This window comes from Pseudomonas sp. HPB0071 (genome assembly GCF_000478505.2).
GTDB classification, from domain to species: domain Bacteria; phylum Pseudomonadota; class Gammaproteobacteria; order Pseudomonadales; family Pseudomonadaceae; genus Chryseomonas; species Chryseomonas luteola.
This window is the reverse complement of record NZ_KI517367.1, coordinates 2,379,200-2,402,030: the sequence shown is the minus strand read 5'-3', so window position 1 is coordinate 2,402,030 and position 22,831 is coordinate 2,379,200. Positions and strand designations below refer to the sequence as shown.

At 50.3% G+C, this 22,831-nt stretch carries 16 protein-coding genes; 1 reads left to right on the top strand and 15 read right to left on the bottom strand.

Annotation, left to right across the window (positions count from 1 at the left end):
• Positions 1–572 precede the first annotated feature (572 nt).
• The 10 genes from HMPREF1487_RS26315 to HMPREF1487_RS11285 form a co-directional block, all read right to left on the bottom strand.
• The gene (locus HMPREF1487_RS26315) at positions 573–1,802 is read right to left on the bottom strand and encodes a restriction endonuclease subunit S (protein WP_010796786.1); all 1,230 of its coding nucleotides are present in this window, start codon (positions 1,800–1,802) and stop codon (positions 573–575) included.
• Between the two features lie 2 nt (positions 1,803–1,804).
• The gene (locus HMPREF1487_RS11325) at positions 1,805–3,283 is read right to left on the bottom strand and encodes a type I restriction-modification system subunit M (RefSeq protein ID WP_010796785.1); all 1,479 of its coding nucleotides are present in this window, start codon (positions 3,281–3,283) and stop codon (positions 1,805–1,807) included.
• Between the two features lie 2 nt (positions 3,284–3,285).
• Complete coding sequence (locus HMPREF1487_RS11320) at positions 3,286–5,076, bottom strand: ATP-binding protein (protein ID WP_010796784.1); 1,791 nt, start codon at positions 5,074–5,076, stop codon at positions 3,286–3,288.
• Positions 5,077–5,079: 3 nt separating this feature from the next.
• Positions 5,080–7,386, bottom strand: coding sequence for an EcoAI/FtnUII family type I restriction enzme subunit R (gene hsdR / locus HMPREF1487_RS11315; RefSeq protein WP_010796783.1), 2,307 nt, complete (start codon positions 7,384–7,386; stop codon positions 5,080–5,082).
• A 335-nt stretch (positions 7,387–7,721) separates the two neighbouring features.
• Complete coding sequence (locus HMPREF1487_RS11310) at positions 7,722–8,132, bottom strand: hypothetical protein (protein WP_010796782.1); 411 nt, start codon at positions 8,130–8,132, stop codon at positions 7,722–7,724.
• Positions 8,133–8,135: 3 nt separating this feature from the next.
• Entirely contained in the window at positions 8,136–10,025 is a 1,890-nt protein-coding gene (locus HMPREF1487_RS11305; RefSeq protein WP_230382318.1) for an integrase, read from the bottom strand.
• A 119-nt stretch (positions 10,026–10,144) separates the two neighbouring features.
• Complete coding sequence (locus tag HMPREF1487_RS11300) at positions 10,145–11,674, bottom strand: site-specific integrase (RefSeq protein WP_010796779.1); 1,530 nt, start codon at positions 11,672–11,674, stop codon at positions 10,145–10,147.
• A complete protein-coding gene (locus HMPREF1487_RS11295) occupies positions 11,671–12,894 on the bottom strand; it encodes a tyrosine-type recombinase/integrase (RefSeq protein WP_010796778.1) in 1,224 nt (407 codons plus the stop codon). Before HMPREF1487_RS11295 ends, HMPREF1487_RS11300 begins: the two co-directional genes overlap by 4 nt.
• 141 nt (positions 12,895–13,035) lie before the next feature.
• Positions 13,036–13,548, bottom strand: coding sequence for a single-stranded DNA-binding protein (gene ssb, locus HMPREF1487_RS11290; protein WP_010796777.1), 513 nt, complete (start codon positions 13,546–13,548; stop codon positions 13,036–13,038).
• Between the two features lie 25 nt (positions 13,549–13,573).
• Positions 13,574–14,962, bottom strand: a complete 1,389-nt coding sequence (locus tag HMPREF1487_RS11285; RefSeq protein ID WP_010796776.1) for an MFS transporter — start codon at positions 14,960–14,962, stop codon at positions 13,574–13,576.
• A 299-nt stretch (positions 14,963–15,261) separates the two neighbouring features.
• Here HMPREF1487_RS11285 and uvrA point away from each other — a divergent pair, with 299 nt between their 5' ends.
• Positions 15,262–18,096: an excinuclease ABC subunit UvrA gene (uvrA, locus tag HMPREF1487_RS11280; protein WP_010796775.1), complete on the top strand. Its 2,835-nt coding sequence runs from the start codon at positions 15,262–15,264 to the stop codon at positions 18,094–18,096.
• Between the two features lie 16 nt (positions 18,097–18,112).
• Here the strand turns inward: uvrA and HMPREF1487_RS11275 are convergent, their stop codons facing one another.
• The 5 genes from HMPREF1487_RS11275 to rpsD all read right to left on the bottom strand — a co-directional run bounded on the left by HMPREF1487_RS11275 (position 18,113) and on the right by rpsD (position 22,819).
• The gene (locus tag HMPREF1487_RS11275) at positions 18,113–18,985 is read right to left on the bottom strand and encodes an MBL fold metallo-hydrolase (RefSeq protein WP_010796774.1); all 873 of its coding nucleotides are present in this window, start codon (positions 18,983–18,985) and stop codon (positions 18,113–18,115) included.
• Between the two features lie 128 nt (positions 18,986–19,113).
• Positions 19,114–20,571 carry a catalase gene (locus tag HMPREF1487_RS11270; RefSeq protein WP_010796773.1) on the bottom strand — a complete coding sequence of 486 codons (1,458 nt, stop codon included), beginning with the start codon at positions 20,569–20,571 and terminating at the stop codon, positions 19,114–19,116.
• A gap of 167 nt (positions 20,572–20,738) precedes the next feature.
• Positions 20,739–21,131, bottom strand: a complete 393-nt coding sequence (gene rplQ / locus HMPREF1487_RS11265) for a 50S ribosomal protein L17 (RefSeq protein ID WP_010796772.1) — start codon at positions 21,129–21,131, stop codon at positions 20,739–20,741.
• Positions 21,132–21,174: 43 nt separating this feature from the next.
• Positions 21,175–22,176 carry a DNA-directed RNA polymerase subunit alpha gene (gene rpoA, locus HMPREF1487_RS11260; RefSeq protein ID WP_010796771.1) on the bottom strand — a complete coding sequence of 334 codons (1,002 nt, stop codon included), beginning with the start codon at positions 22,174–22,176 and terminating at the stop codon, positions 21,175–21,177.
• 22 nt (positions 22,177–22,198) lie between these two features.
• Positions 22,199–22,819: a 30S ribosomal protein S4 gene (gene rpsD, locus HMPREF1487_RS11255; RefSeq protein ID WP_010796770.1), complete on the bottom strand. Its 621-nt coding sequence runs from the start codon at positions 22,817–22,819 to the stop codon at positions 22,199–22,201.
• Between the last annotated feature and the right edge of the window lie 12 nt (positions 22,820–22,831).

Genomic DNA, 22,831 nt, shown 5'->3' with positions numbered 1-22,831 from the left:
TCAGTGCCTCATTAAGGCGCACTAAATCGTCCCGCGGCGGGAGCCTGCTTTTTAAAGTTCTCATCAAATCCTAATAGCTTGATAATAGTACCTAATTGCTGTGCGGTAGCCGCCTCAACTTTTAAGCATGGAAAGCCAATTTATTATCAAAGCAGAATAGCGCTATTTGAAGTTCACCATAAACATCGAGAAAGTGGCTATCCACTTCAACCAGATCAGACACCTTTAGATACATCAGGCGACCAAATCCTCGGCCCTACTTGTCAATTTTATGGTCGGAATCGAGGGTTTTAAATGGTTTCAAATTGGCCTGGTCAAAAACGCAGCCATTGTCGGAGATAGCGAAGCCGATGATTGTGGATAGAGATTTAACGTCTCAATCCAGACCGCCCTAGCTAGCGTGATTGATACGAAGAACAATCTTGCCATTTTCGGCATTCGCTTTTTCTTCGATAGAGTGAATGGAGTTTTCAACCACCTCAACACCGGCGTTAGACCGTGGCTTTTCGGAAAAGAGGTGTTTCGCAAGCGGTCTTTGAGTTTAGTTTGTAAACTCCATTCACTTTATTGAATTAGAGATCCCCTTTAAAGGCAGAGTCGAGAATCGATGCTTTCAAGCTTTTAAGATCTTCTATTTTTCCGAGCAGGACTTCTTCTGCATCGTGAACTTTGCTTTTCAGTGCTTCAATAGTTGCCACTAAAGCTTTTTGGTCCTCTAAGCAGCACATCGGAACCTCAATTTTGCCTAAGCGAGTTAACGCTAACTTTGGCTGAGCAACTGTTTTTGTGGCTAGCCCTGCTTGCGCAGAGAAATCCGAAGTTAAAGTGAACAGATACAGGTAGTTTAAGTTCAACTGCTGCTTGTCTTTGATAACTAATTTGGCTGCGTTTTCCGTCAAGTTTGCGCCGTTTAATTCTGGTGGTACAAAGCCTGTCTTACCGATAGTGCCGGCGATACTGATATACAGATCATCCTTAGAAATAACATAGCGCTTTATTTGCTCATGGACTTCTTTGGATATGTACTTGATATCACATAGGTCTATCGTTCCTTTATCAGTAAAATCTGCCACTCGGATATAAGGATGCGCAGTCGCTTCATCACTTAGTTTTTCACCTTTTGGCAAGCGCTTTCCACCTTTTACCTCGGCCAGCGAATCAATCGTCATGCGCTCGGCGATGGCCGAGAATTGCCCGTCGAGTGCTGATTGAAGAAGGCTGCTTTTTAGCGCAGCGCTTTCCTGCAAATGCTCGATGGCGGTGTCGACGCGGGTAAGCAGTTCATCGAGTTTTTCGACAATACGTTTTTGTTCTTTTTGCGGAGCCAGTGGAATAAGAAATCTTGATAAACTTTTAGCAGACAAATTAGGCTGCGCAGCGCCATTATTGTAGCGCTCAATGAAATTTGCGCACAGCGAACTATTAAAATAATACAGCAAGTAATTTGGATCGAGAGCGTCAGATGGTCTAACAATCACCAAAGATGAGGCAATTGCACCCTCGGTAAGATTATTTACTATAGCGCACTTTCCAAGTGATCCTCTTAAGCAGAACAGAAGATCGCCCTGGCGAACTTTCCCGGAACCCAAAATATCGTAACGCTCACGGGTTATGTAATTTAAACCAGCCTCAACTATTTTTCGTCCATCCAAGCTTCCTGCGTTAATGACAGGAACCCCCGAGTTTACAAAAGCATCTTTGGATGGATAGTTTTTTCCTCGATCTCCATTTTCAAACTTACAGAGTGAGGCTAATTCCGTGTATTTCCATCCATCCGGCAATGGAGATAAAACCTGTTCCATGCTTATTTCTCCGCCAGCAGATCTTCAATTTCATTCAGCAGCCCAGATACCAGTTCCTCCTTGATGCGGATCCGCTTCAGAATATCGCTTGGTGCTAAATGCTCGGCATCTTTTTGCTTGGTGGGGTTTTTAACGGACAAGTCATAGTCTTCAGCCAGTTTGCTAGCCGAGACTATCCAAGAGCGATCAGTGACTTCGCGACTGATATACAACTCAACAAATTCTTTTAAGTGCTGATCGGTGATAGGTTTGTTTTTGGTGAGCTTTTGCTCGGGTTCGCACTCGTAGTACCAAACATCGCTAGTGCCGCCGCTGCGCTCAAAAAATAGCACGTTGGTTTTTACACCCGAGTAAGGCAAAAACACCCCGGCAGGCAGGCTCAAAATAGTGTGCAGGTTGAAGTTTTCTAGCAGTTCTTGTTTAACCTGTTTAAAAGCGCTGTTGGTTTGGAACAACACACCCTCAGGCACGACAACCGCGGCCTTGCCCCCGCTTTTTAGAGTTTTCATAAAGTGCTGTAAGAACAGCAATTCGGTAGCGTTACTCTGGATAGGGAAGTTCTGCTGGATCTGCGACTTCTCTTTACCGCCAAACGGCGGGTTAGCCAGAATAATGTCGTATCGATCTTTCTCCTGAATGTCGCGAATATTCTGGGTCAGAGTATTACCACGGAACAGATTGGGTGACTCGATGCCATGCAAAATCATGTTCATCATCCCCATCACATAAGCCAGCGAGGTTTTCTCGTAACCGAAGAAAGTATCGCGCTGGATAAACTCCCACTGCTCGGTAGAGAGCTGCTTCTTTTTCCTCTTCAGGTGTTCAAAAGCTTCCACCAAAAATCCACAGGAACCGGCTGCCGCGTCATAAATGGTCTTGCCGGGTTTTGGATCAACTGCCTGCACCATCGCGCGTACGACAGGACGCGGCGTATAGAATTCACCAGCATAACCACCTGCATCCCCCATATTCTGGAGTAAGCCTTCATAGACTAACGAGAGCTCAAACAGATCAGATTCTGACTGGAAGCTCAGGCTATCCACAATATCCAGCACTTCACGCAAGGTATGGCCGGATGCTACCTTATTATCCAGATACTGAAATATCGCACCAATTTTATAGGTAAAGGATTTTGGGTCTGCACCGGTTGCGGCTGCATTGGAAAAGCTTTTCAAGTAAGGGAATAGCTGCTTGTTTACATAATCGGTGAGGTCATCCCCGGTTTTAGCACGTGCAAGATCCAACTTGCCATCAGTTGTTTTAGGGCAAGCCCAGTTTGACCAACGGTGTTCATCATCCAATACCGGCTGATAGTTCTTGCCGGAAAATACCGCTTCGTCTTCTTTCTCTGACTCATAATCATCGAGAAACTTCAGGAATAAAACCCATGAAGTTTGCTCTGTATAATGCATGGCACCGCTGATTCCATCGTCGCGGCGCAGGATGTCGGTAATGCGATCAATTTTCTGTTGCAGTGACATGCTTAGAGCTTTCCGATAATAAAATTGTACATATTGGTGATGTCTTCGCTGATTTCTGCGGGTGGAATCAGGTCAATATAGGCTTGGAGTTTTGCAGGGTCTAAACCCTCACCATCGGTATTAATCAGCGGATTGATAACATCTTTGACATTCAACCTGCGAATATCATCGTTATCACCAGGGTTATTTGGTTGCAGGTGATTGCGCTGCGCAATATCAACATTGTTTATTTGTCCAAGCAGATTGCGGTGCGCCAATGCGGTGTAGGAGAGCAAATAGTTTTTAATTTCGCGGCGTTTCCACGCGAGCAAATAAGGTGTCACCCTTATGGTTTGCGGCCAGAGAATGGCAGTCAGTAAGTCGCGGTACACTTGCCCATTCACCTGAACGCCATTGGCAGCATTCCAATCGAGGGTGGCCTCGTCACGATCGCAAATCATAAAAATTTTGGTTGTGACCAGCGTGGACTCGATCTTGCTAAGGCCATGTAGCCAATCAATCTTGCCCTTGCCAAAGGTTTCGTTGGAAGTAGCGTAACTGGATGACTTTTTCATGGCATGCACAGCGGCTAGCCGGTTTACGTCTAGCCCTGCACGTGCCGCGAGTTTGGTGAAGATAATCCAGTCGTTATAGTCATCTAGCAAGGCGATGTTTGGCAGTTTACCGCACACCTCAAATTCCACCGATTTCGCTCGTGACAGCACACTCAGGCGATTGATCAATTGCTTAATTTTGTTGTCTTCGTTGATCTTGCCTTTTTCGACGACTTTCAGGTGCTCTATACGATTCTCTTTTGCTGAAATGGAGTCGAGTAAGTGTGTGGTAGTGATGGCGTGCCCTTTTATGCTGTGCAGCAATGCCCAAAGCTTTTCGACGTTTTTATAGTGAAGATGCGAATCTGCCTCATCGAATAAGAACAGCGTATTTTCTGAGTCGAATAGGTCAATGAGGGCATACAAGAATAAGAGCTGGTATTCGCCGTCGCTTAGCTGATCCAACTCGATATTATTGTTGAATACGAGCTGACAACGCGGTTTATCTATAAAGTAGTTGTTGTCGGCAGCCTGAGTGAAAAAAGCCACTTCCGGGTCCCAGTTGGTAGTCATGGCTTGGGCGTTTGGCTCACCGGCTTCATCATCACCAGCTTGAACTTGCCGTGGATAGTCGAAAGAGACTTGGATTAACCCATTGGCTGTGAGATCAACGGCTCGCTTTCGCAGTGGCTCTTCAAACTCATAATTATGAGATATCAGGTTGGTAATAAAGCTTTCAAGTGAGCGAAAGTATGGCGTTGCACGCAGCGTGTCAGCCTCACCGCGCTCCTCACGCTTGAGTGCATCTTGCACACGTGCGATGTAGTTTTTATCCACTTCAAAGGCGCATTTGAAGACTGTGCTCAGATCATCTTTATCTGGCTGCGACTCATTAACGTATTCATGCTCAACCAGGAAAGATCTAACTTTGCCATTGCGTTTGATGGCTGTAGCTAAAAAAATCAGAAGCTTCGACCAAGATTTGTCGAAATAAAAGCAGTCAAGATTGAGACCGCGCCCAGCTTGCCTTTCTCTTTTCAAATACGCCCTGAATTTTTCTGAGTAGTTCTCGTTCTGGCCAGACGAGAAGCACACAACCTTTAGGTTTTCGTGGTCGCGCCCGGCTAATCGTTGTTCAAACACCGACTGCAAAATACTGGATTTGCCTGAGCCATTCTCGCCGATCAGCGTTGCGACCTTATCAATCGTTAAGGTCTGCACTTGTTCATGTAATGGATTTGGGGCTAAGTTAAGTTCCATTGGTTAGCTCAAATGGTATAACTGGTGTTGTAGTTGTTTAAATGCAGCGAGCAATTGAGCAGGTTTTCCACCAAAAGCCATGGAGGCCTCTTTATTGGTGCCAAGGTCAGATAGCTCAATCAGCGCTGGCAGGCGCTCACGCGCCAGCTCGGTCACACCCGTCTGCTCGTAGCGATTCAGCACAAAATGCAGGAACTGCCTGGCCTTTTCCTGTTGGTACTGATTGAAGAAGGCATTATTGGCTCTTACTGCTTCCGCTCGTGATTTACGGGTAGCCATGGGTTGTTCGAACGCTAAAAACGCCAGCAGATCGAACATGTCGCAGTCGTCGGCCTCAAACATACGGCGCAAGGTTGTGAGCTGCTCTTTGTCAAAGCCCGCCTGCACCAGCTTGGCCAAGATTTGTTCACGCAGGTCTGGGTCTGACCAGATATCACGAAGATCATCAACACTTTTGAACAGGCCCGGCAGTTGTTCAATTAACCGTTCAACAAACTCTTGAATAGTAAGGGGCCTACCGTTTTCGTCGATATAACGGGTTTCAATATCGATGACCTTGAGCTCGCGGTGCTTGCCAAGTTTTATCTTCAACCTTGGACGCGGCTCACTTGGTTCACTATCGCCGCCTTCGGGCGGTTCAGGTGTGTTGGGCGGTGTGGTTGGTTCTCTGATTCCGCCTGGTTCCGGCGCCTCGGGCTCGCCGTCCCATTCTTCATCATAAAAGTTGTTGGTAGCGCCTCGAAAATCGACGATAGTGAAGTAGTCTTTCCCGTCAAATACTCGGGTGCCACGTCCAACAATCTGCTTGAATTCCACCATCGTACCAATGGTTCGATCCAGTACCACATTTCGCACATTTCGGGCATCGACACCGGTAGTGAGCATTTGTGATGAGGTAATAATGGTTGGGATGTCTTTGTCGTTGTCCTGAAATTTTTCCAGCAGCTCGCGGCCAACCTTGCCTTCGTCACTGGTCACTCGCACACAGTAATGCGGGTCTTTAACGGCTTTGTATTTGTTGATCATGTCGCGCATGGTCAGCGCGTGGTTCTGGTTCTCACAGAAGACTATGGTTTTTTCCAACGGGTTGATGTTTTGCAAGATGGCTTTGGCGACCAATTCAGTGCGTTCATCAACAATTATTTTGCGGTCGTAATCTTCGACCTGATATATACCCTGACCGGACTCACCTTCGACTATCACGTCATCTTTGGTAAGCACCAACTCATCAAGGTTGGTTCTTATACGCTTAACCCGGTAGGGCGTTAAGAAGCCGTCGTTGATACCGTTTTTAAGTGAATACACATAAGCGGGCTGGCCAAAATATTCATAGGTGTCCACGTTGTCTGTGCGTTTGGGGGTGGCCGTTAAACCCAGGTGAACGGCGCTGCTGAAGTGATCGAGAATGGCCCGCCAAGATCCAGCTTCATTGGCAGCACCACGGTGACATTCATCAATCAACACCAGATCAAAGAAATTCTTGGGATAGGCTTTGTAATAGCCACCAATGTTTTCTCGCTCCGCAATCGCCTGATAAATCGCAAAAAAGATGTGCGCATTGGTGGGTACCACTCCATTGCGCTTGCGCACTTCTTCCCCATTGATTTTGATTAGGTCTTTTTCATAGGGGTTGAACGTGTTAATGGCTTGGTCGGCCAGGATATTACGGTCGGCCAGGAACAGGACGCGCGGCCTGCGTGAACCAGCATTATCGCGGTTCCAGCGAGCCTGAAATACTTTGTGAACGATTTGAAATGCAATAAATGTTTTACCGGTACCGGTGGCCAGTGTGAGCAAGACGCGGGATTTGCCTTGGCCGATGGCATCTGTGGCAGCATGAACTGCCAGCTCTTGGTAGTAACGCGGTTGCATAGCCCCTTCCAAATGGAAAGGGATGTTTCTTAGTTCTTGGCTTAAATCCGTTGTTTCACCATCATAGCGCTTTTCCAGCTCAGCAGGTGTTGGGTAAAACTCAATGTATTCGCCTTTGCCTGTTTCCAGATCGAATTCGTAGGTTTGCTTGCCATTACTGGAATAGACGAAACGTACGCGAAGCTTGTTCGCATAGGCGATGGCTTGTTGCAGGCCTTTGGTTGGATGTTCGGATTCTTTCTTGGCTTCTACAACGGCCAGATAGCGGTTGTCTTTGTGAAGTAGGTAGTCCACAAAGCAACGTCTCCCACGTACACCGCCAGCCATCTTTCTACCGTCGGTGAAGTAATGCTCCCGAATGATATTGCTTGGTTGCCAGTTCGCTGCCCGTAAGGCTGGATCGATATAGTTGGCTCGGGTATCTGCTTCAGATGCCATTAGGCCACTCCTTAGTCCTTCTTCTCAGGCTAAAACTCCGAAGCACAAGACCTGCAGCCGGTACGAATAAGAGAGGGCGGCATTCGGAGCCAGACTCGGTCTATTGCGTGACAGGGTGTAATCAGCCCTACCATGATACATCGCCGCCTTCTTGCACGTATTGCGTCAGTTTTAGGCCCGAGCATTACCCTTAAAAACCAAGCAAAAGCCACGAATAGCAATCGTACTAGGCCCGGGATTCAGCAAGGTAGCCCCCCTGCATACCTAGCGAAAGGATATGGCTCATTTAGTTTTCTTATCCTGAAACACCGCAGCCGGCTGTTAGCGTGCCTTGGTCAGTTCCTTTTTGATGAATCGCGATCAATGGTAGGGAGTGGCGCATTGAGCTTTGCGGGTGTCATTCCGTGCTTGTAGGCGTTGTACTGCCAAGTAGCGAACCGTTGCAGCAGAAGCTGATTTTCACGCCTGAGCCGATCATTTTCGCTTTCCAGACGACTGATACGCTGCTCCGCAATAGCTAAGCTTGCAGGTCTCTTTGAGCTTTGGAATCCGGACTTAATCTGCTGTTTTTTGAGAGCGAATGCCGTCTTGACGCGCTCCTGGGCATTCAATGTCTGTCTAGTAGGCCGCGTACCGATCAATGGAGCAACGGCGTCACATAAGCCATCCCAGGTCAGCTTGTCCCGTGTACTGTCGATCTGGTTGATAATGATATCGATATCTTTTCCCGCTAGATGTTTGGCCATGACCTAAACCCCCAGCAGCGCGCGCAGTTCATCGATTTTCGGCTCCTCAATATCTTTAGCTGGAGCTGAAAGCTTAGGTGTTGCGGACTTAGCGGTGAGTGCCCGCTTTAGCGGACTGAATTCCTGATCATGTCGCATACGAATGACTGCACCATCTGTAGTGTCAGGCGACTCAAGAATTTGAATGAGTTGTTCAACTCGCTCAAGCGTCTTGATCTGGTGCGCTGTCCAACGGTCAACACTGCCTATATCGAATTCACCAGAACTGCTGGCGTCCTGCGCTTTCTTGAGTTGCAATCGAATACCCTCGCGCTGCTGCTTCAAACGCTGCAATTTGCTGTCATCGCCTTTCACGCATACCTGCTCCGTGCAATTAAGACAGTCCCTATACTTTTGACAGGGCAACATCGAAAAATCATGAACACAGAAACCGTACTCAGTCACATGAGCAATACCCTCGCCGGCAGCTTCAAGATCGGCAAAGCTCACCGGCATGTTGGCCTTGATCTTTGCTAGCGCCGAGCCGACACCAACCCCTTTAGCTAGAGTCACGTACTCATCGGTGGTCATGTGGTTGTAAGTGGCATTTTGGTGAATATTTGCCCGCCCAGACCAGCGAGCAATGTAAAGCTCACCAAGGGCGTTCTGCTGACCAATGGTATTCAAATAGTGCCTAACTTGATGAGAGGTCATCGATATGTCGGACCCATCTAAATTCTTATAGCCATTACGCTTCCAGATGCTTCTTTCTTGGCCATTGATATAATTCAAGTCGGTTGTGAAGGTACTCTTGGAAGGCACCCACAACAACACTGGGCTTGGGCTCATATCTCCACGCAGTTCGTTCCAGCGAAAGCAGCAGAGCGCATCGGAGTACTTGATATGCCGCTCCTTGTTTTTCCAAGGCCAGCCTTTGGGCAACTGACTTCGGCAATAGGCATTAAGAAACGCGAGAGTCAACGGCTCGCCTTTAGCCTTAAGCATCTGATAAGGCTCATATGCCTTAAAATATTGCCTTATGGCGGTGCGTGAATTTTCATTAGTCAAGCCCAGCGCCATGCATGCCTGTTCATCAGTCAACGACTGCGTCTCCCCCACATTGGGGCAGCTCTCATGGCGAAAGAACTTATCAGGGTTCTGTTCGTACCATTTGGCTAAATCGCGCCCTTTTTTGGACAACTCGGTGAGCCGCCGAACAGCCTCGATGGCCGTCTCGTTAAAGACTTCAGAAGACCATTTGATGTCAGAGCCAAACCCCTTTCCGCCATAAAACCGAAGACCAATGCATTTGGTGTGCTGGTCATCATCTTCGTAGTGCAAGCAGTTAACAGGTAAATCCTGAATCTCAGTAATGCGCGAAGGCGCGCACATCAACAGAGCGAAGATAGACGTGGTGAATCGGTCTCGCGGCGCCTGAAGGTCATTTGCGAACATCTCGGCCATCCAGTCTAACCATTGCTCAGCTGGGATCTTCGCATTGCGCTTAGCCTTACTATCTGAGTCTGTTCGTATGAGCTCTGCAGGCTTTGAGATCGGATTTTTCCAGATAATTTGGCACGAGACTATTCCACTGTCATTGAGGAACTCAACGAGCTTGCGAAGGGCAATTCCAGATTGATAAGCAGTCGCAGGGGATGCACGCGCAACATCCACAGCAATATCCATGACATTTGCATCTGCCAAGGTGATATCGGCTTTGCCTTTGACTTGCAACAAGGCTTTTTCAATGCAGCGAATGGCCTTGATTTCATTTTGAGCTTTGTTGGATTGTGGCCCTGCTGGTAACGTATATAAGCCTTGGCGAACGGGATAATCTCTGCGCTCAGCAACTGTTCTTGTGAGTACCCACGCGAGGGCGCTCCCATGACAGTAAAATTGCATACTTTTGGCCAAGCATGGCTTTCCCAGTCCCAATTACCCCGAACACTGTCAGCTTGTCACGGCACATGGCAATGAACGCTTCCAAGTTAGTCCGAGCATCAAGCTCTGCTTTAGGCTTAAAAAGCAGAATATCAGACATACTCGGCCTCCTCCTTCAGAGCCTTGCAACGACTCACAACATCGCTAACCGCAAGTATCAAGCGGTCATTGACTGACGCAATTTTTAAGTCGTTGGTCTGTTTAAGAACGAGGTCTCTTTCATTGATTAGCCTCTCAAGGACTGTTTCGTGAGGGCCGTCGAGCCACGGTTGGAATCTGTTGCAGGTGTAACAGGCAATGGGGGCAATCGCTCCACAAAAGCCATAGCTCCCGCACGTGCCGAGGCCTTTCGACCCATTAGTGATGCGACTAGCTTGGTCATTGCCGCGCACCGCATCTTTCTCAGATACAACAATAACTCCCTGAAATGCCTGAGCTAGCGGCGCAAGCCGCAGGGCTACAGCCTTGTTGATATGCTTGACGATATCGGGAATGTTTTTGACATAAACACCAACATGCTGTGTATCAGTGTGATCCAGTGCTTCAGCAATCAAGTATTCACGCTTGCCTTCACGCGCTAGGTTCGTACCCAGCGTATACCGGAAGCGATAGGGAAAGAGCTTGATCGGCTGGCCGGTGCGCTCGCTGGTTACATTAATTGCCTTTGAGACCTTACACATCAAGTTGCCCGTTTTGCTGGTTCGCATGTGCAAGTAATCCATCCTCAACTGTTCTTCTAAACTGATATTGGGATTGAGCACACTCAGATTGGGGAACAGCGGCAACTCGGGAATCAACTTGGCGGGCACTTTACCGCCGATCATGTTCGTGAATTCTTGCTGAACAGCCGTTGCTTGCTGCTGCAAAACAAGCCAGAGGTCTTCGCTGATTGGGAACTTACTGAATGACCTACGCCAGCCCTGATAAAACTGCTTAGCACGCGGAAAGCTGATAACAAACCTGTCGATTCCGTCTTTGCCGGTCTGCTTGATGAGATCTTTGATCTTCAGTGCAGTAACCTGTACTGGACGCCGACCTGTCAGCGCAAAAGTGAGCGTCAGAGCGGTGTCCACAAGCGCCAAGCGCCCTTCGCTAAAGGCAGTGGTTATGGCTTGGATCACACCTTGCATTTCTGTATCCGTCAAAGGTCCGCTCTCAGGGCACATTGACTGGACTGCGTAGCCTTTTTCACCGGCTTTGAGGCGCCACTTGGACAGCACCTGAATAACCTCTTCGGCAATGCCTGGGTACCCCATTGCATGCCACTGCTTGATGACAATACGCAGATTACCTAGATACCACTCGGTCTTTTTGTCGAGCATGGATCTGTACGATATCAGCGACTCGACGCTAAATGGCTGTTGCCCATTGGTGGCCTTTAAATAGATTTTACAATGGTAAAAACAACTTCTAACAAACCCAGCTGAGGTTGTAGTGGCATAGAACGCAAGCACTAGTCGAAATGCCAGATACAGGTCCGGACTCAGCAGTTCTTTGACCGCATAAACCGGAACCGCCTCGTCCTTGCTAAGTCTCCAACGATCATCGCCAAACCTGAACTTGTAGCCGTCTCGGGAAATAAGCTCTTCATCTGCCTCCGCCTGCTCAGCCCACCGGTTCATGTCTTGTCCTTGTTGTTCAAATAGCGCTCTTGCAATCCAAGCACCGCCTTAGCCGCTTCTTCTTTTATGTGCCGCTTGTTGTATGTCCCCGCAGTGCCAGATGTTGGGCTCCACCCCATCAGATAGGAGCGCACTTGCTGCTCGCGTTCAGGAGTCACTCCGTTGTCATCCAACTGCTTCGAGAACACATAATTCCAAGCATGGCGCAAAGCATGAGCATGCACGCCGCTAAACTCTGGTCCTATGCTTTTGATTTCACGCATGAACTTGGCAAATCCGGCAATCGACAATGGACGCCCGCAGGAAGGGCCGGATTTGTGCGTCACAAATAGATAGCCGTGCCTCTTCGCTCCAGACACTTTGCTCCGATACTTGAGCACGTAGTCATGAATTCGACCAGCCAATAAAGGATCGACGGGAATGGTGCGCTCCCGCGTCTTCGCAACGGGCTGATATGAGCGCAGATCGCCTTTTGCATCTGGCCGTCGCACAACCGACAACGTATTGGCAGCAAAGTCGATGTCTTCGACTTTCAAGCTCAACATTTCTCCGCGCCGCATGCCTGTGACGCGCAAAATGGCGAACATCAGCGCATTGCGAACTTGAGCGCCATAGTCTTTAACCGGATTGTTCTTAGAGCCAGGTTTGAGTGCATTTTCGAGCCTGTGGAGCAACTCAACGTCAAGATTCATCTCATCTCGATCTTTTTGCGACTTGTCGGAAATTCTCGGGCGGTTGGCCTTGATCGTGTTGACCATGGCCTGAACACGCTTCTTGCTTTCCTCAGAGCCATGCTGAAGCTGAACCGCTAGAAAGCCAAGGTAATCAGCAATCACCGTCAGGCGAGCATATTGCACCTTTGTCGAGACGATCGGTTGCTGACGCCTACGCGCCGAAATTGATGCGACTTTTTTTTCGGGCTGCGCATCATCCCTGATTGAGCGCTGCATGAAATCGCGCAATGCGTGAATTTGATAGGCCTCAAGAAGCTCGCCACAGGCAAAGCTCGATTCAAGATTGATCTTGTAGTCGACCTGCCAGTCATAAAGAGCCTTAATTGCATGCAAAGCATTTCTGACGGTATTCGCCGCCCTGCTGCTACCACGGACAACCACGGTGATGTACAGAGTCGGGAAGTAAAGAGGCGTGCCCCTTTCGTCAACGAGAAGCATGTAGCGCTCACCGTCATCAAAAAGGATATGCCTAACCGAAAGCTTCATTACTGCCCCTAAAAACATACATATTTACACAGTATTTTACTTCATATTTACGTCAATAATTTTTTATACACACAAAAACAAAAAACCCCCGCAATGCGAGGGCTTTGAGCCAGAACTATACATTCCTATCTAAGGTATCCCCTAGAACGGGATATCGTCATCAAAGCTGTCGTAGTCTGGTGCCGGCTGCTGTGGCGCAGGTGCCGGACGGTTTTCACGCTGAGGCGCCGCAGCTTGCTGGGGACGAGGTGCCCGAGGCGCCTGTTGAGTCTGATTGTATTCATCGCCACCACTAGCAGACGCGCCACCACGGCCGCCCAGGAGCTGCATGGTACCGTTGATATCTACCACGATCTCGGTGGTATAGCGGTCCTGTCCGTCCTGGCCCTGCCACTTACGGGTGCGCAAGCTACCTTCCACATAGACCTGTGAGCCTTTACGCAGGTATTCCCCGGCAATTTCAGCCAACTTGCCAAAGAAAACCACGCGGTGCCACTCGGTACGCTCTTGCTGCTGGCCGGTCTGCTTGTCTTTCCAGCTATCACTGGTTGCCAACGTGACATTGGTCACTGCATTGCCATTGGGCATATAACGAGTTTCCGGGTCGCCGCCGACGTTCCCGACCAGGATTACTTTATTAACACCACGAGCCATTTACTTCTCCTGAAATCTTCATCAATCAATGAGCTACCGCCGCGGGATTTACCAACCGCTCCAAGGCCTCACGATTGACCTGTTTGGTATCTATTTTAACGTAGACCGCAGCTTCTTCCGCTACGACTACCGCGTCGGTAACGCCGGGCAAAGCCATTAGCCTATCAGTCAATGCCGCATCCTGGGCAACGGATGGCACCAACGGCATGCGCAGACTGGTGACATAAGGGGGTTCGCGCATCGTAACAGCTATTAGCAGCCAAACGACACAAAGCGCCGCACACCCTAGAAAAACGGTATTCAACCCTCCATGCTGGAACAGCCAGCCACCTAAAATGCCACCGGCCGCCGAACCTAGAAACTGACTGGTGGAATAGATGCCCATTGCCGTCCCCTTTCCTCCAGCAGGGGCCACCTTGCTTACTAGCGAGGGCAGTGAAGCCTCCAACAGATTAAAGGCAGCAAAGAACACAACGATGCCAATTACCAGTGCCGTCAGACTTTCATCAAAGGCAAAGAAAAACAGCTCACACAAAGCCAGTACCGCAATAGCGCCCACGAGCACCCGCTTCATCTGCCGCTTCTTTTCGCCATAGATGATAAAGGGCACCATGGTAAAGAACCCTACGACCAAGGCAGTCAGATAAACCCACCAGTGCTGCTCCTTGGGCAACCCGGCATGCTCAGCCAGCGCCAATGGCAGCGCTACAAAGCTGGACATCAGCACGGCATGCAATACGCCAATGCCAAGGTCCAGCCGCAAAAGATCCTTGTTGCGCAACGTTTTGCCCAATGCCTGTTTGGCAACACTGGACTCGCGATGTTGCATGACGCGCGACCCCTTGGGCACGAGGAAAAGAATCAACAGGAGTCCAATCAGCGCCAGCGCAGAAGTCGCCCAGAAGAGACCTGACAAACCAAACGAGCGCGTCAGCAGAGGACCGGACACCATTGCAACCGCAAAGGACACGCCAATACTCATTCCAATGGTAGCCATGGCCTTCGTACGATGCTGTTCGCGAGTCAGATCGGACAGCAGTGCCATCACGGCGGCAGAAATAGCTCCGCCCCCTTGAATGACACGACCCAGAATAACACCCCATATGCTGTGCGCATTAGCAGCCACTGCAGCACCTGCAGCAAACACCAGCAGGCCGGCAATGATAACCGGCCGCCGACCAATACGATCAGAAAGCGTACCGAAGGGAATTTGCAGTACAGCCTGGGTCAAACCATAAGCACCGATTGCCAAACCGATGAGGGCTGGCGTCGCATCTGCCAGCTCCTGACCATAGGTGGCCAGCACCGGTAACACCATGAACATACCAAGCATGCGAAAGGCAAACACAAGGGCCAGTCCGACCGCCGCGCGGCGCTCTAAAGCGCTCATGCGGTCGCTGAGCTTATCGTGCATGAATACTCCTCTTGTCGGCACCTCAAAATTCATCGTGCCGGATAACTTTAAAAATAGCGAAAAAATGACCACATATAAGAAAGCGGGACGAAGCCCAAGCATGCCGACTTATACTCCAGACATGCTGTCCCTTGGCTGTACCGTTGCCAATTTGGCAACGCGGCAATTACTGCTGAAGAGCACTCACAATTTTACCAGTCTTGACCTGTCCGGCACAGGCGCGACGTTTCGACGCGCACCCGGCCGACGTCGTACAATTGCGGGTTCTCAGATGCCCGCCAAGCGAGGCCATAACATACGTGGATAAGATCCTTATCCGTGGGGCGCGAACCCACAATCTAAAAAATTTCGACCTTACCCTACCCCGCGATCAGCTCATCGTCATTACAGGCTTGTCCGGCTCGGGCAAATCGTCTCTGGCATTCGATACGCTTTATGCCGAAGGGCAGCGCCGCTACGTCGAATCATTATCGGCTTACGCTCGCCAATTCCTGTCAATGATGGAAAAGCCTGAGGTCGATAGCATAGAAGGCTTATCACCTGCGATTTCCATTGAGCAGAAGTCTACCTCGCACAACCCTCGCTCAACGGTAGGGACTATCACCGAGATCTACGATTACCTGCGCCTGCTTTACGCGCGTGTAGGCACGCCACGGTGTCCCGATCACGACGTGCCTCTGGAAGCACAGACCGTCAGTCAGATGGTCGATCAGGTCGTCAGCATGCCGGAAGGTCGCCGCCTTATGTTGCTGGCTCCTGTCATCCGTGAGCGCAAGGGTGAGCATCAGGCTATCTTCGAAGAGATGCGTGCGCAGGGCTTTGTTCGTGCCCGGGTAGATGGTCGCCTGTACGAATTAGACGACCTGCCCAAGCTAGACAAGCAAAAAAAGCACACCATCGAAATCGTGGTCGATCGCTTTAAAGTACGCGGCGACATCCAGCAGCGCTTGGCAGAATCGTTTGAGACAGCGCTTAAACTGGCCGATGATATTGCTGTAATCGCTCCCTTGGAGGGCGAGGACGGTGAAGAAGTGCTCTTTTCAGCTCGCTTCTCCTGCCCGATTTGCGGATTCTCCATCGGCGAGCTTGAGCCCAAGCTATTCTCGTTCAACAACCCGGCCGGTGCCTGCCCTACCTGTGACGGCCTAGGCGTTAGGCAGTTTTTCGATGCACGCCGGGTTGTAAATAGCGAGCTTTCCCTGGCAGAAGGGGCCGTACGCGGGTGGGATCGCCGCAACGTCTATTACTTCCAAATGCTGGGTTCACTCGCAGCCCATTACGGCTTCAGCCTTGAAGAACCCTTTAAGAACCTCAGCGCCAACCATCAGAAAGCGGTGCTCAACGGCTCTGGTCGTGAGGGCGTAGAGTTTCGCTATCTCAACGATCGCGGAGACATCGTCAAGCGCTCTCACCCATTCGAAGGCATTCTGCCGAATCTGGAGCGACGCTATCGTGAAACCGAATCACAAAGCGTACGGGACGAGTTGGCCAAATACCTGAGCACACAGCCGTGTTCGGAGTGTAATGGTACACGTCTGCGCCGTGAGTCACGTCACGTATGGGTCGGGGACAAAACGCTACCTGCCGTGACGCGCTTACCGGTAGGAGATGCAACCAGCTACTTTGCGGACCTGACCCTGGCCGGACATAAAGGCCAGATCGCAGACAAGATTCTCAAGGAAATCCGCGAGCGCTTGCAGTTCTTGGTCAATGTAGGACTGGACTACCTCACCCTGGACCGCAGCGCCGACACACTTTCCGGGGGCGAGGCTCAGCGTATTCGCCTCGCCAGCCAGATTGGCGCAGGCCTTGTCGGGGTCATGTACATTCTTGATGAGCCTTCTATTGGCCTGCATCAACGGGACAACGAACGCCTGTTAGGAACACTTACGCACCTGCGTAACCTGGGCAATACTGTCATCGTCGTAGAACACGATGAGGATGCAATCCGCCTTGCCGATTATGTTGTAGATATTGGCCCAGGGGCAGGCGTACACGGTGGCCAGATCATTGCCCAAGGTACACCGGCAGAAGTCATGGCACACCCAGAGTCTGTAACGGGGATGTATCTTTCAGGACGAAAGAAAATCGTCGTGCCTGCCGAGCGCACCAAGCGTGACAAGAAGAAAGAACTGGTCATTAAAGGTGCCCGCGGCAATAACCTACAGAACGTTGAGCTGCGTATTCCAGTAGGCTTGTTCACATGCATTACAGGTGTTTCAGGCTCAGGCAAGTCAACACTCATCAATAATACCCTGTTCCCTATTACAGCTACCGCACTCAACGGCGCCACTACGCTGGAAGTAGCACCCTATGATTCGTTCGATGGTCTGCAGCATATCGACAAAGTTGTCGATATCGACCAAAGCCCTATTGGACGCACCCCTCGATCAAACCCGGCGACTTATACGGGCATTTTCACACCCATACGTGAGCTGTTCGCGGGTGTGCCAGAGGCGCGCTCCAGAGGATACGGGCCGGGCCGCTTCTCCTTTAACGTGAAAGGTGGCCGCTGTGAGGTATGTCAGGGTGACGGCGTTATCAAGGTAGAGATGCACTTCTTGCCCGACATTTATGTGTCATGCGATGTCTGTAAAGGTAAGCGCTATAACCGTGAAACACTTGAGGTCAAATACAAGGGTAAGACCATCACAGAGGTGTTGGACATGACCATCGAAGAAGCGCGTGAGTTCTTTGATGCAGTGCCTGCCCTGGCGCGTAAGCTTCAAACCCTGATGGATGTCGGCCTGTCGTATATCCGCCTGGGCCAAAGCGCAACCACGCTCTCTGGTGGAGAAGCCCAGCGCGTCAAACTGGCTCGAGAGCTATCCAAGCGTGATACAGGCAAGACACTCTATATCCTTGACGAACCCACAACCGGTCTTCACTTTGCGGATATCCAGCAACTGCTTGACGTACTTCACCGACTACGTGACCACGGCAATACCGTCGTAGTGATCGAGCATAACCTGGATGTTATCAAGACGGCAGACTGGCTGGTGGACCTAGGACCTGAAGGCGGCTCGAAGGGCGGTCAGATCATCGCAACAGGTACACCAGAAGACGTAGCCGAGAATCCAGCCTCGCATACCGGACGGTTTCTGCAACCATTGCTGGAGCGTGACCGGGCGTGATGCCCCCTACTAACCTTTATAGGTTAGTAGGCGTTGCATCTACAACTTGGAGCTCTGTCGGTCTACTTTGCTGGCAGCGCTCCAGCTCCTTTGCATCATGACTACAAAAAAGCTCCACCTCACTCTTATGTGTCAACGAAAGCTCACGCAGCCGCTGCTGATTACGCAGACGTAGCTCTCGGTTAACTTCCATCATCGTTTGATAAAAACGCAAACCTGGCGTACAGGAACGCTTCGGCTGCCCGACTTCTTCACGATAAAAGTAAGCATCGCCAGCGTGAAGCAACCAACCTGTCGGTGTCTGAATGGCAATCCCCGCATGCCCCCAAGTATGGCCTGCCAATGGAATCATGAGAATTTCTGGAGGCAGACCTTTCAAATCCCGAACTGCAGAAAAGCCATACCATGCCTCGCCTTGAGACTCATATAGTTCCCAGCGCCTTACCTGGTCCCATTGATGAAAACGGTAGCGTCGCTTGCCTATATAGCCATGAGGCAAACGGGCCATACTTATCTCACGTTCTAGCACATGAACCGTGGCGTCTGGAAAATCCTCCAGACCACCCGCATGGTCGAAGTCCAGATGGGTAAGCACAATATGGCGTACATCGCTGGCCTGGAATCCAAGCTGCCGAATTTGCTCGATAGCGGTATAACGCATCTCAAACTGGATATTGTTGAACCCAATGAAAAATCCGCTAAGACGCTTGTGCGGTGCATGAACATCACGGGCACCAAACCCTGTATCAACCAAGACAAGGCCATCGTTGTCTGTCTCAATCAACAGACAATGACAAACAAGATGTCCTGTCAGGCCTTTGCTGAATCCATCAAAAAGCGCACCGCCCCACGGACACATACAACCGCAGTTAAGATGATGTATACGCATGAGATCAATCCCAGTGTGGTTCTTTTATTGCGACACACCGCGGGCGTCAGGTGTTTCCTCTATCTGTACATTTATTTGCAGACAATAAAAAAGCCCCTCGTAGGAGGGGCCTTCTGAACTGACGATACTTATTCCACTTCGCTTAAGGACACACCCAAACCACTGGCGATCCCCTCACCATAAGCGCGATCCGCCTTAAGGAAATGAGCAATCTGGCGGCATTGAACGTCACGCGTAACAGAACGCATAGCACCAGTGATGTTATCGATCAACAATGCCTTTTGCGCATCGGACATCAGGCGGAACAACGCTCCTGCTTGAGAATAATAATCCTCGTCCAGGCGATGATCATAACGATCCGCTGCACCACTCAATGTCATTGCAGGCTCACGGTACTGAGGGGCCTGCTTGGGTGCATTGCTAAAGCTGTTTGGCTCATAGTTGGGTGCTGCCCCACCATTACCATCAAAACGCATGGCACCATCACGCTGGTAGTTCTGGTAAGGCGAACGCGGAACATTTACAGGCAGCTGCTGATAGTTGGTTCCGACGCGATAACGCTGAGCATCAGCATAAGCGAACACGCGCCCCTGCAACATTCGATCAGGCGACAGACCAACCCCTGGCACTACATTGCTAGGAGCAAAAGCTGCCTGTTCAACCTCTGCAAAATAGTTGAGCGGATTACGGTTAAGCACCAGCTCACCCACTTCAATCAACGGAAACGCTTTTTGCGACCATACCTTGGTGACATCGAACGGATTCTCTGTGCGGCTAAACGCTTCAGCTTCGTCCATCACCTGAATGCAAACGCGCCATTTCGGAAAGTCACCCCGCTCGATTGCATCGAACAGATCACGCTGAGCATAATCTGGATCAGTACCGGCCAACCTCGTAGCTTCCGCGGGAGATAGGTTCTTGATGCCCTGCTTGCTCTTAAAATGCCACTTCACGAAGCGCCGCTCACCCGCTTCATTGATAACGCTAAACGTATGGCTCCCAAAGCCATGCATGAAGCGATAGCCGTCAGGAATACCACGATCAGAGAATAGAATGGTTACCTGGTGCAGTGACTCCGGAGAATGCGACCAGAAGTCCCACATCATTTGCGGGCTCTTTAGGTTAGTCTGCGGATTGCGCTTCTGCGTATGTATGAAATCGGGAAACTTCAGTGGATCACGCAGGAAGAAAACAGGCGTGTTGTTACCAACAATATCCCAGTTGCCCTCTTCCGTATAAAACTTCAAGGCAAAACCACGAGGATCACGTTCGGTATCTGCCGAGCCACGCTCACCGCCAACAGTAGAAAAGCGCAAGAATACCGGCGTCTGCTTACCTACGCTTTCAAAAAGCCGAGCAGAGGATAGATGGGTAATATTTTGAGTAACGGTAAAAGTGCCGTAAGCCCCAGAACCTTTCGCATGTACACGACGCTCAGGAATCACTTCACGGTTGAAGTGAGCCAGCTTTTCAACAAGATGAAAATCATCTAACAGCAACGGGCCACGTTCACCGGCAGAGCGAGAGTTTTGATTGTCGGCAACTGGAATGCCGCTAGCAGTAGTGAGCGTATTGTTCTGGCTCATGAAAAACTTCTCCCTTGGAATTGCGCTTCAGCGCGTCTTGCAGAGAAGTATGTTAAAAGCGGGACGGTAGATCTAATTTATTAGATCTAGCCTTGTGATAGAAAACCCAACTACTTTAAGCATAAAAAAGCCGGACACTAGGCCCGGCTTTTGATAACACTCACTGCTTATTCAGCAGATTCAGCCTCAACTGTGCCGCCAATAGGACGGTCAACCAGCTCAACATAGGCCATAGGAGCGTTATCACCAGCACGGAAGCCGCACTTGAGAATACGCAGGTAACCACCTGGACGATTTGCATAACGCTTGCCCAGATCGTTAAACAGCTTGCCGACAGCAGCTTTCGAACGAGTACGGTCGAAAGCCAGACGACGGTTGGCAACGCTATCTTCTTTGGCCAGAGTAATCAGCGGCTCGGCAACGCGACGCAGTTCCTTGGCTTTCGGAAGAGTAGTTTTGATCAGTTCATGCTCGAACAGCGACACAGCCATGTTCTGGAACATAGCCTTGCGGTGTGCGCTCGTGCGGTTCAGGTGACGACCACTTTTACGATGACGCATGGTTAAATTCCTTACCAAACTAACGTTCGGTGACTAATAACGATCAGGCTGTAGCCTTATCGTCCTTCTTAAGACTTGCCGGGGGCCAGTTGTCCAGGCGCATGCCAAGCGACAAACCACGTGAAGCTAGGACATCCTTAATCTCGGTAAGCGACTTCTTACCTAGGTTAGGCGTCTTGAGCAGCTCTACTTCGGTACGCTGAATCAGATCACCGATATAGTAGATATTCTCAGCTTTCAAGCAGTTAGCCGAACGGACGGTCAGTTCAAGGTCATCAACCGGACGCAGCAGAATCGGATCAATTTCGTCTTCCTGCTCAACGACAACAGGCTCACTGTCACCTTTGAGATCAACGAAAGCAGCCAATTGCTGTTGCAAGATGGTTGCAGCACGACGGATAGCTTCCTCAGGATCTAGAGTACCATTGGTCTCAAGATCAAGAACCAGCTTATCCAGGTTAGTACGCTGCTCAACACGAGCATTTTCGACCACATAGGCCACACGGCGAACCGGGCTAAAAGAGGAATCGAGCTGCAGGCGACCAATGGCACGCGTCTCGTCTTCTTCACTCTGGCGAGCATCAGCCGGCTCATAGCCACGGCCACGAGCAATCTTAAGCCGCATGTTCAGCGAACCGTTATCAGCCAGATGAGCAATGACATGATCGCCGTTGACGATTTCAACGTCATGCTCAAGCTGAATATCGGAAGCCAGAACGGGACCTTGGCCTTTCTTGGAAAGGGTCAGAGTCACCTCGTCACGACCATGAAGCTTGATAGCCAGACCTTTAAGGTTAAGCAGGATTTCAATAACGTCTTCCTGCACGCCTTCGATTGCGCTGTACTCGTGTAGTACGCCATCAATTTCGGCTTCGACCACCGCGCAGCCAGGCATGGAGGACAACAAGATGCGACGAAGCGCGTTGCCCAAGGTATGACCAAAACCGCGCTCGAGAGGCTCGAGCGTGATTTTGGCGCGGGTTGGACTGACCGCCTGCACATCAATGTGCCGGGGGGTCAGGAACTCATTTACCGAACTCTGCATGGATGCACCTATTTTCTAGCCCTTACTTGGAGTAGAGCTCGACAATCAGGTTTTCGTTGATGTCGGCGGAAAGGTCGCCACGAGCCGGAACGCTCTTGAACGTACCAGACTTCTTCTCGGAGTCGACTTCTACCCACTCAACACGACCGCGCTGGGCGCAAAGCTCGAGAGCTTGGGCGATACGCAGTTGATTCTTTGCCTTCTCGCGTACTGCTACCACATCACCAGGCTTAACTTGGTAGGACGGGATGTTTACAGTCTGGCCATTAACAGTAATGGACTTGTGAGAAACCAGCTGGCGAGACTCTGCACGAGTAGCACCGAAACCCATACGGTAAACAACGTTATCCAAACGAGTTTCTAGCAGCTGCAGCAGGTTTTCGCCTGTTGCACCTTTGCGACGAGCAGCTTCTTTGTAATAACCAGCAAACTGACGCTCCAGGACGCCGTAGATACGACGAACTTTTTGCTTCTCACGTAACTGCAGACCATAGTCGGATAGACGACCACGACGCTGACCGTGAGCTCCAGGAGCAGTTTCAATATTGCACTTGGATTCAATCGCGCGCACACCGCTCTTCAGGAAGAGATCGGTGCCTTCACGGCGGGACAGTTTGCACTTGGGACCAATGTAACGAGCCATTTCTTACTGTCT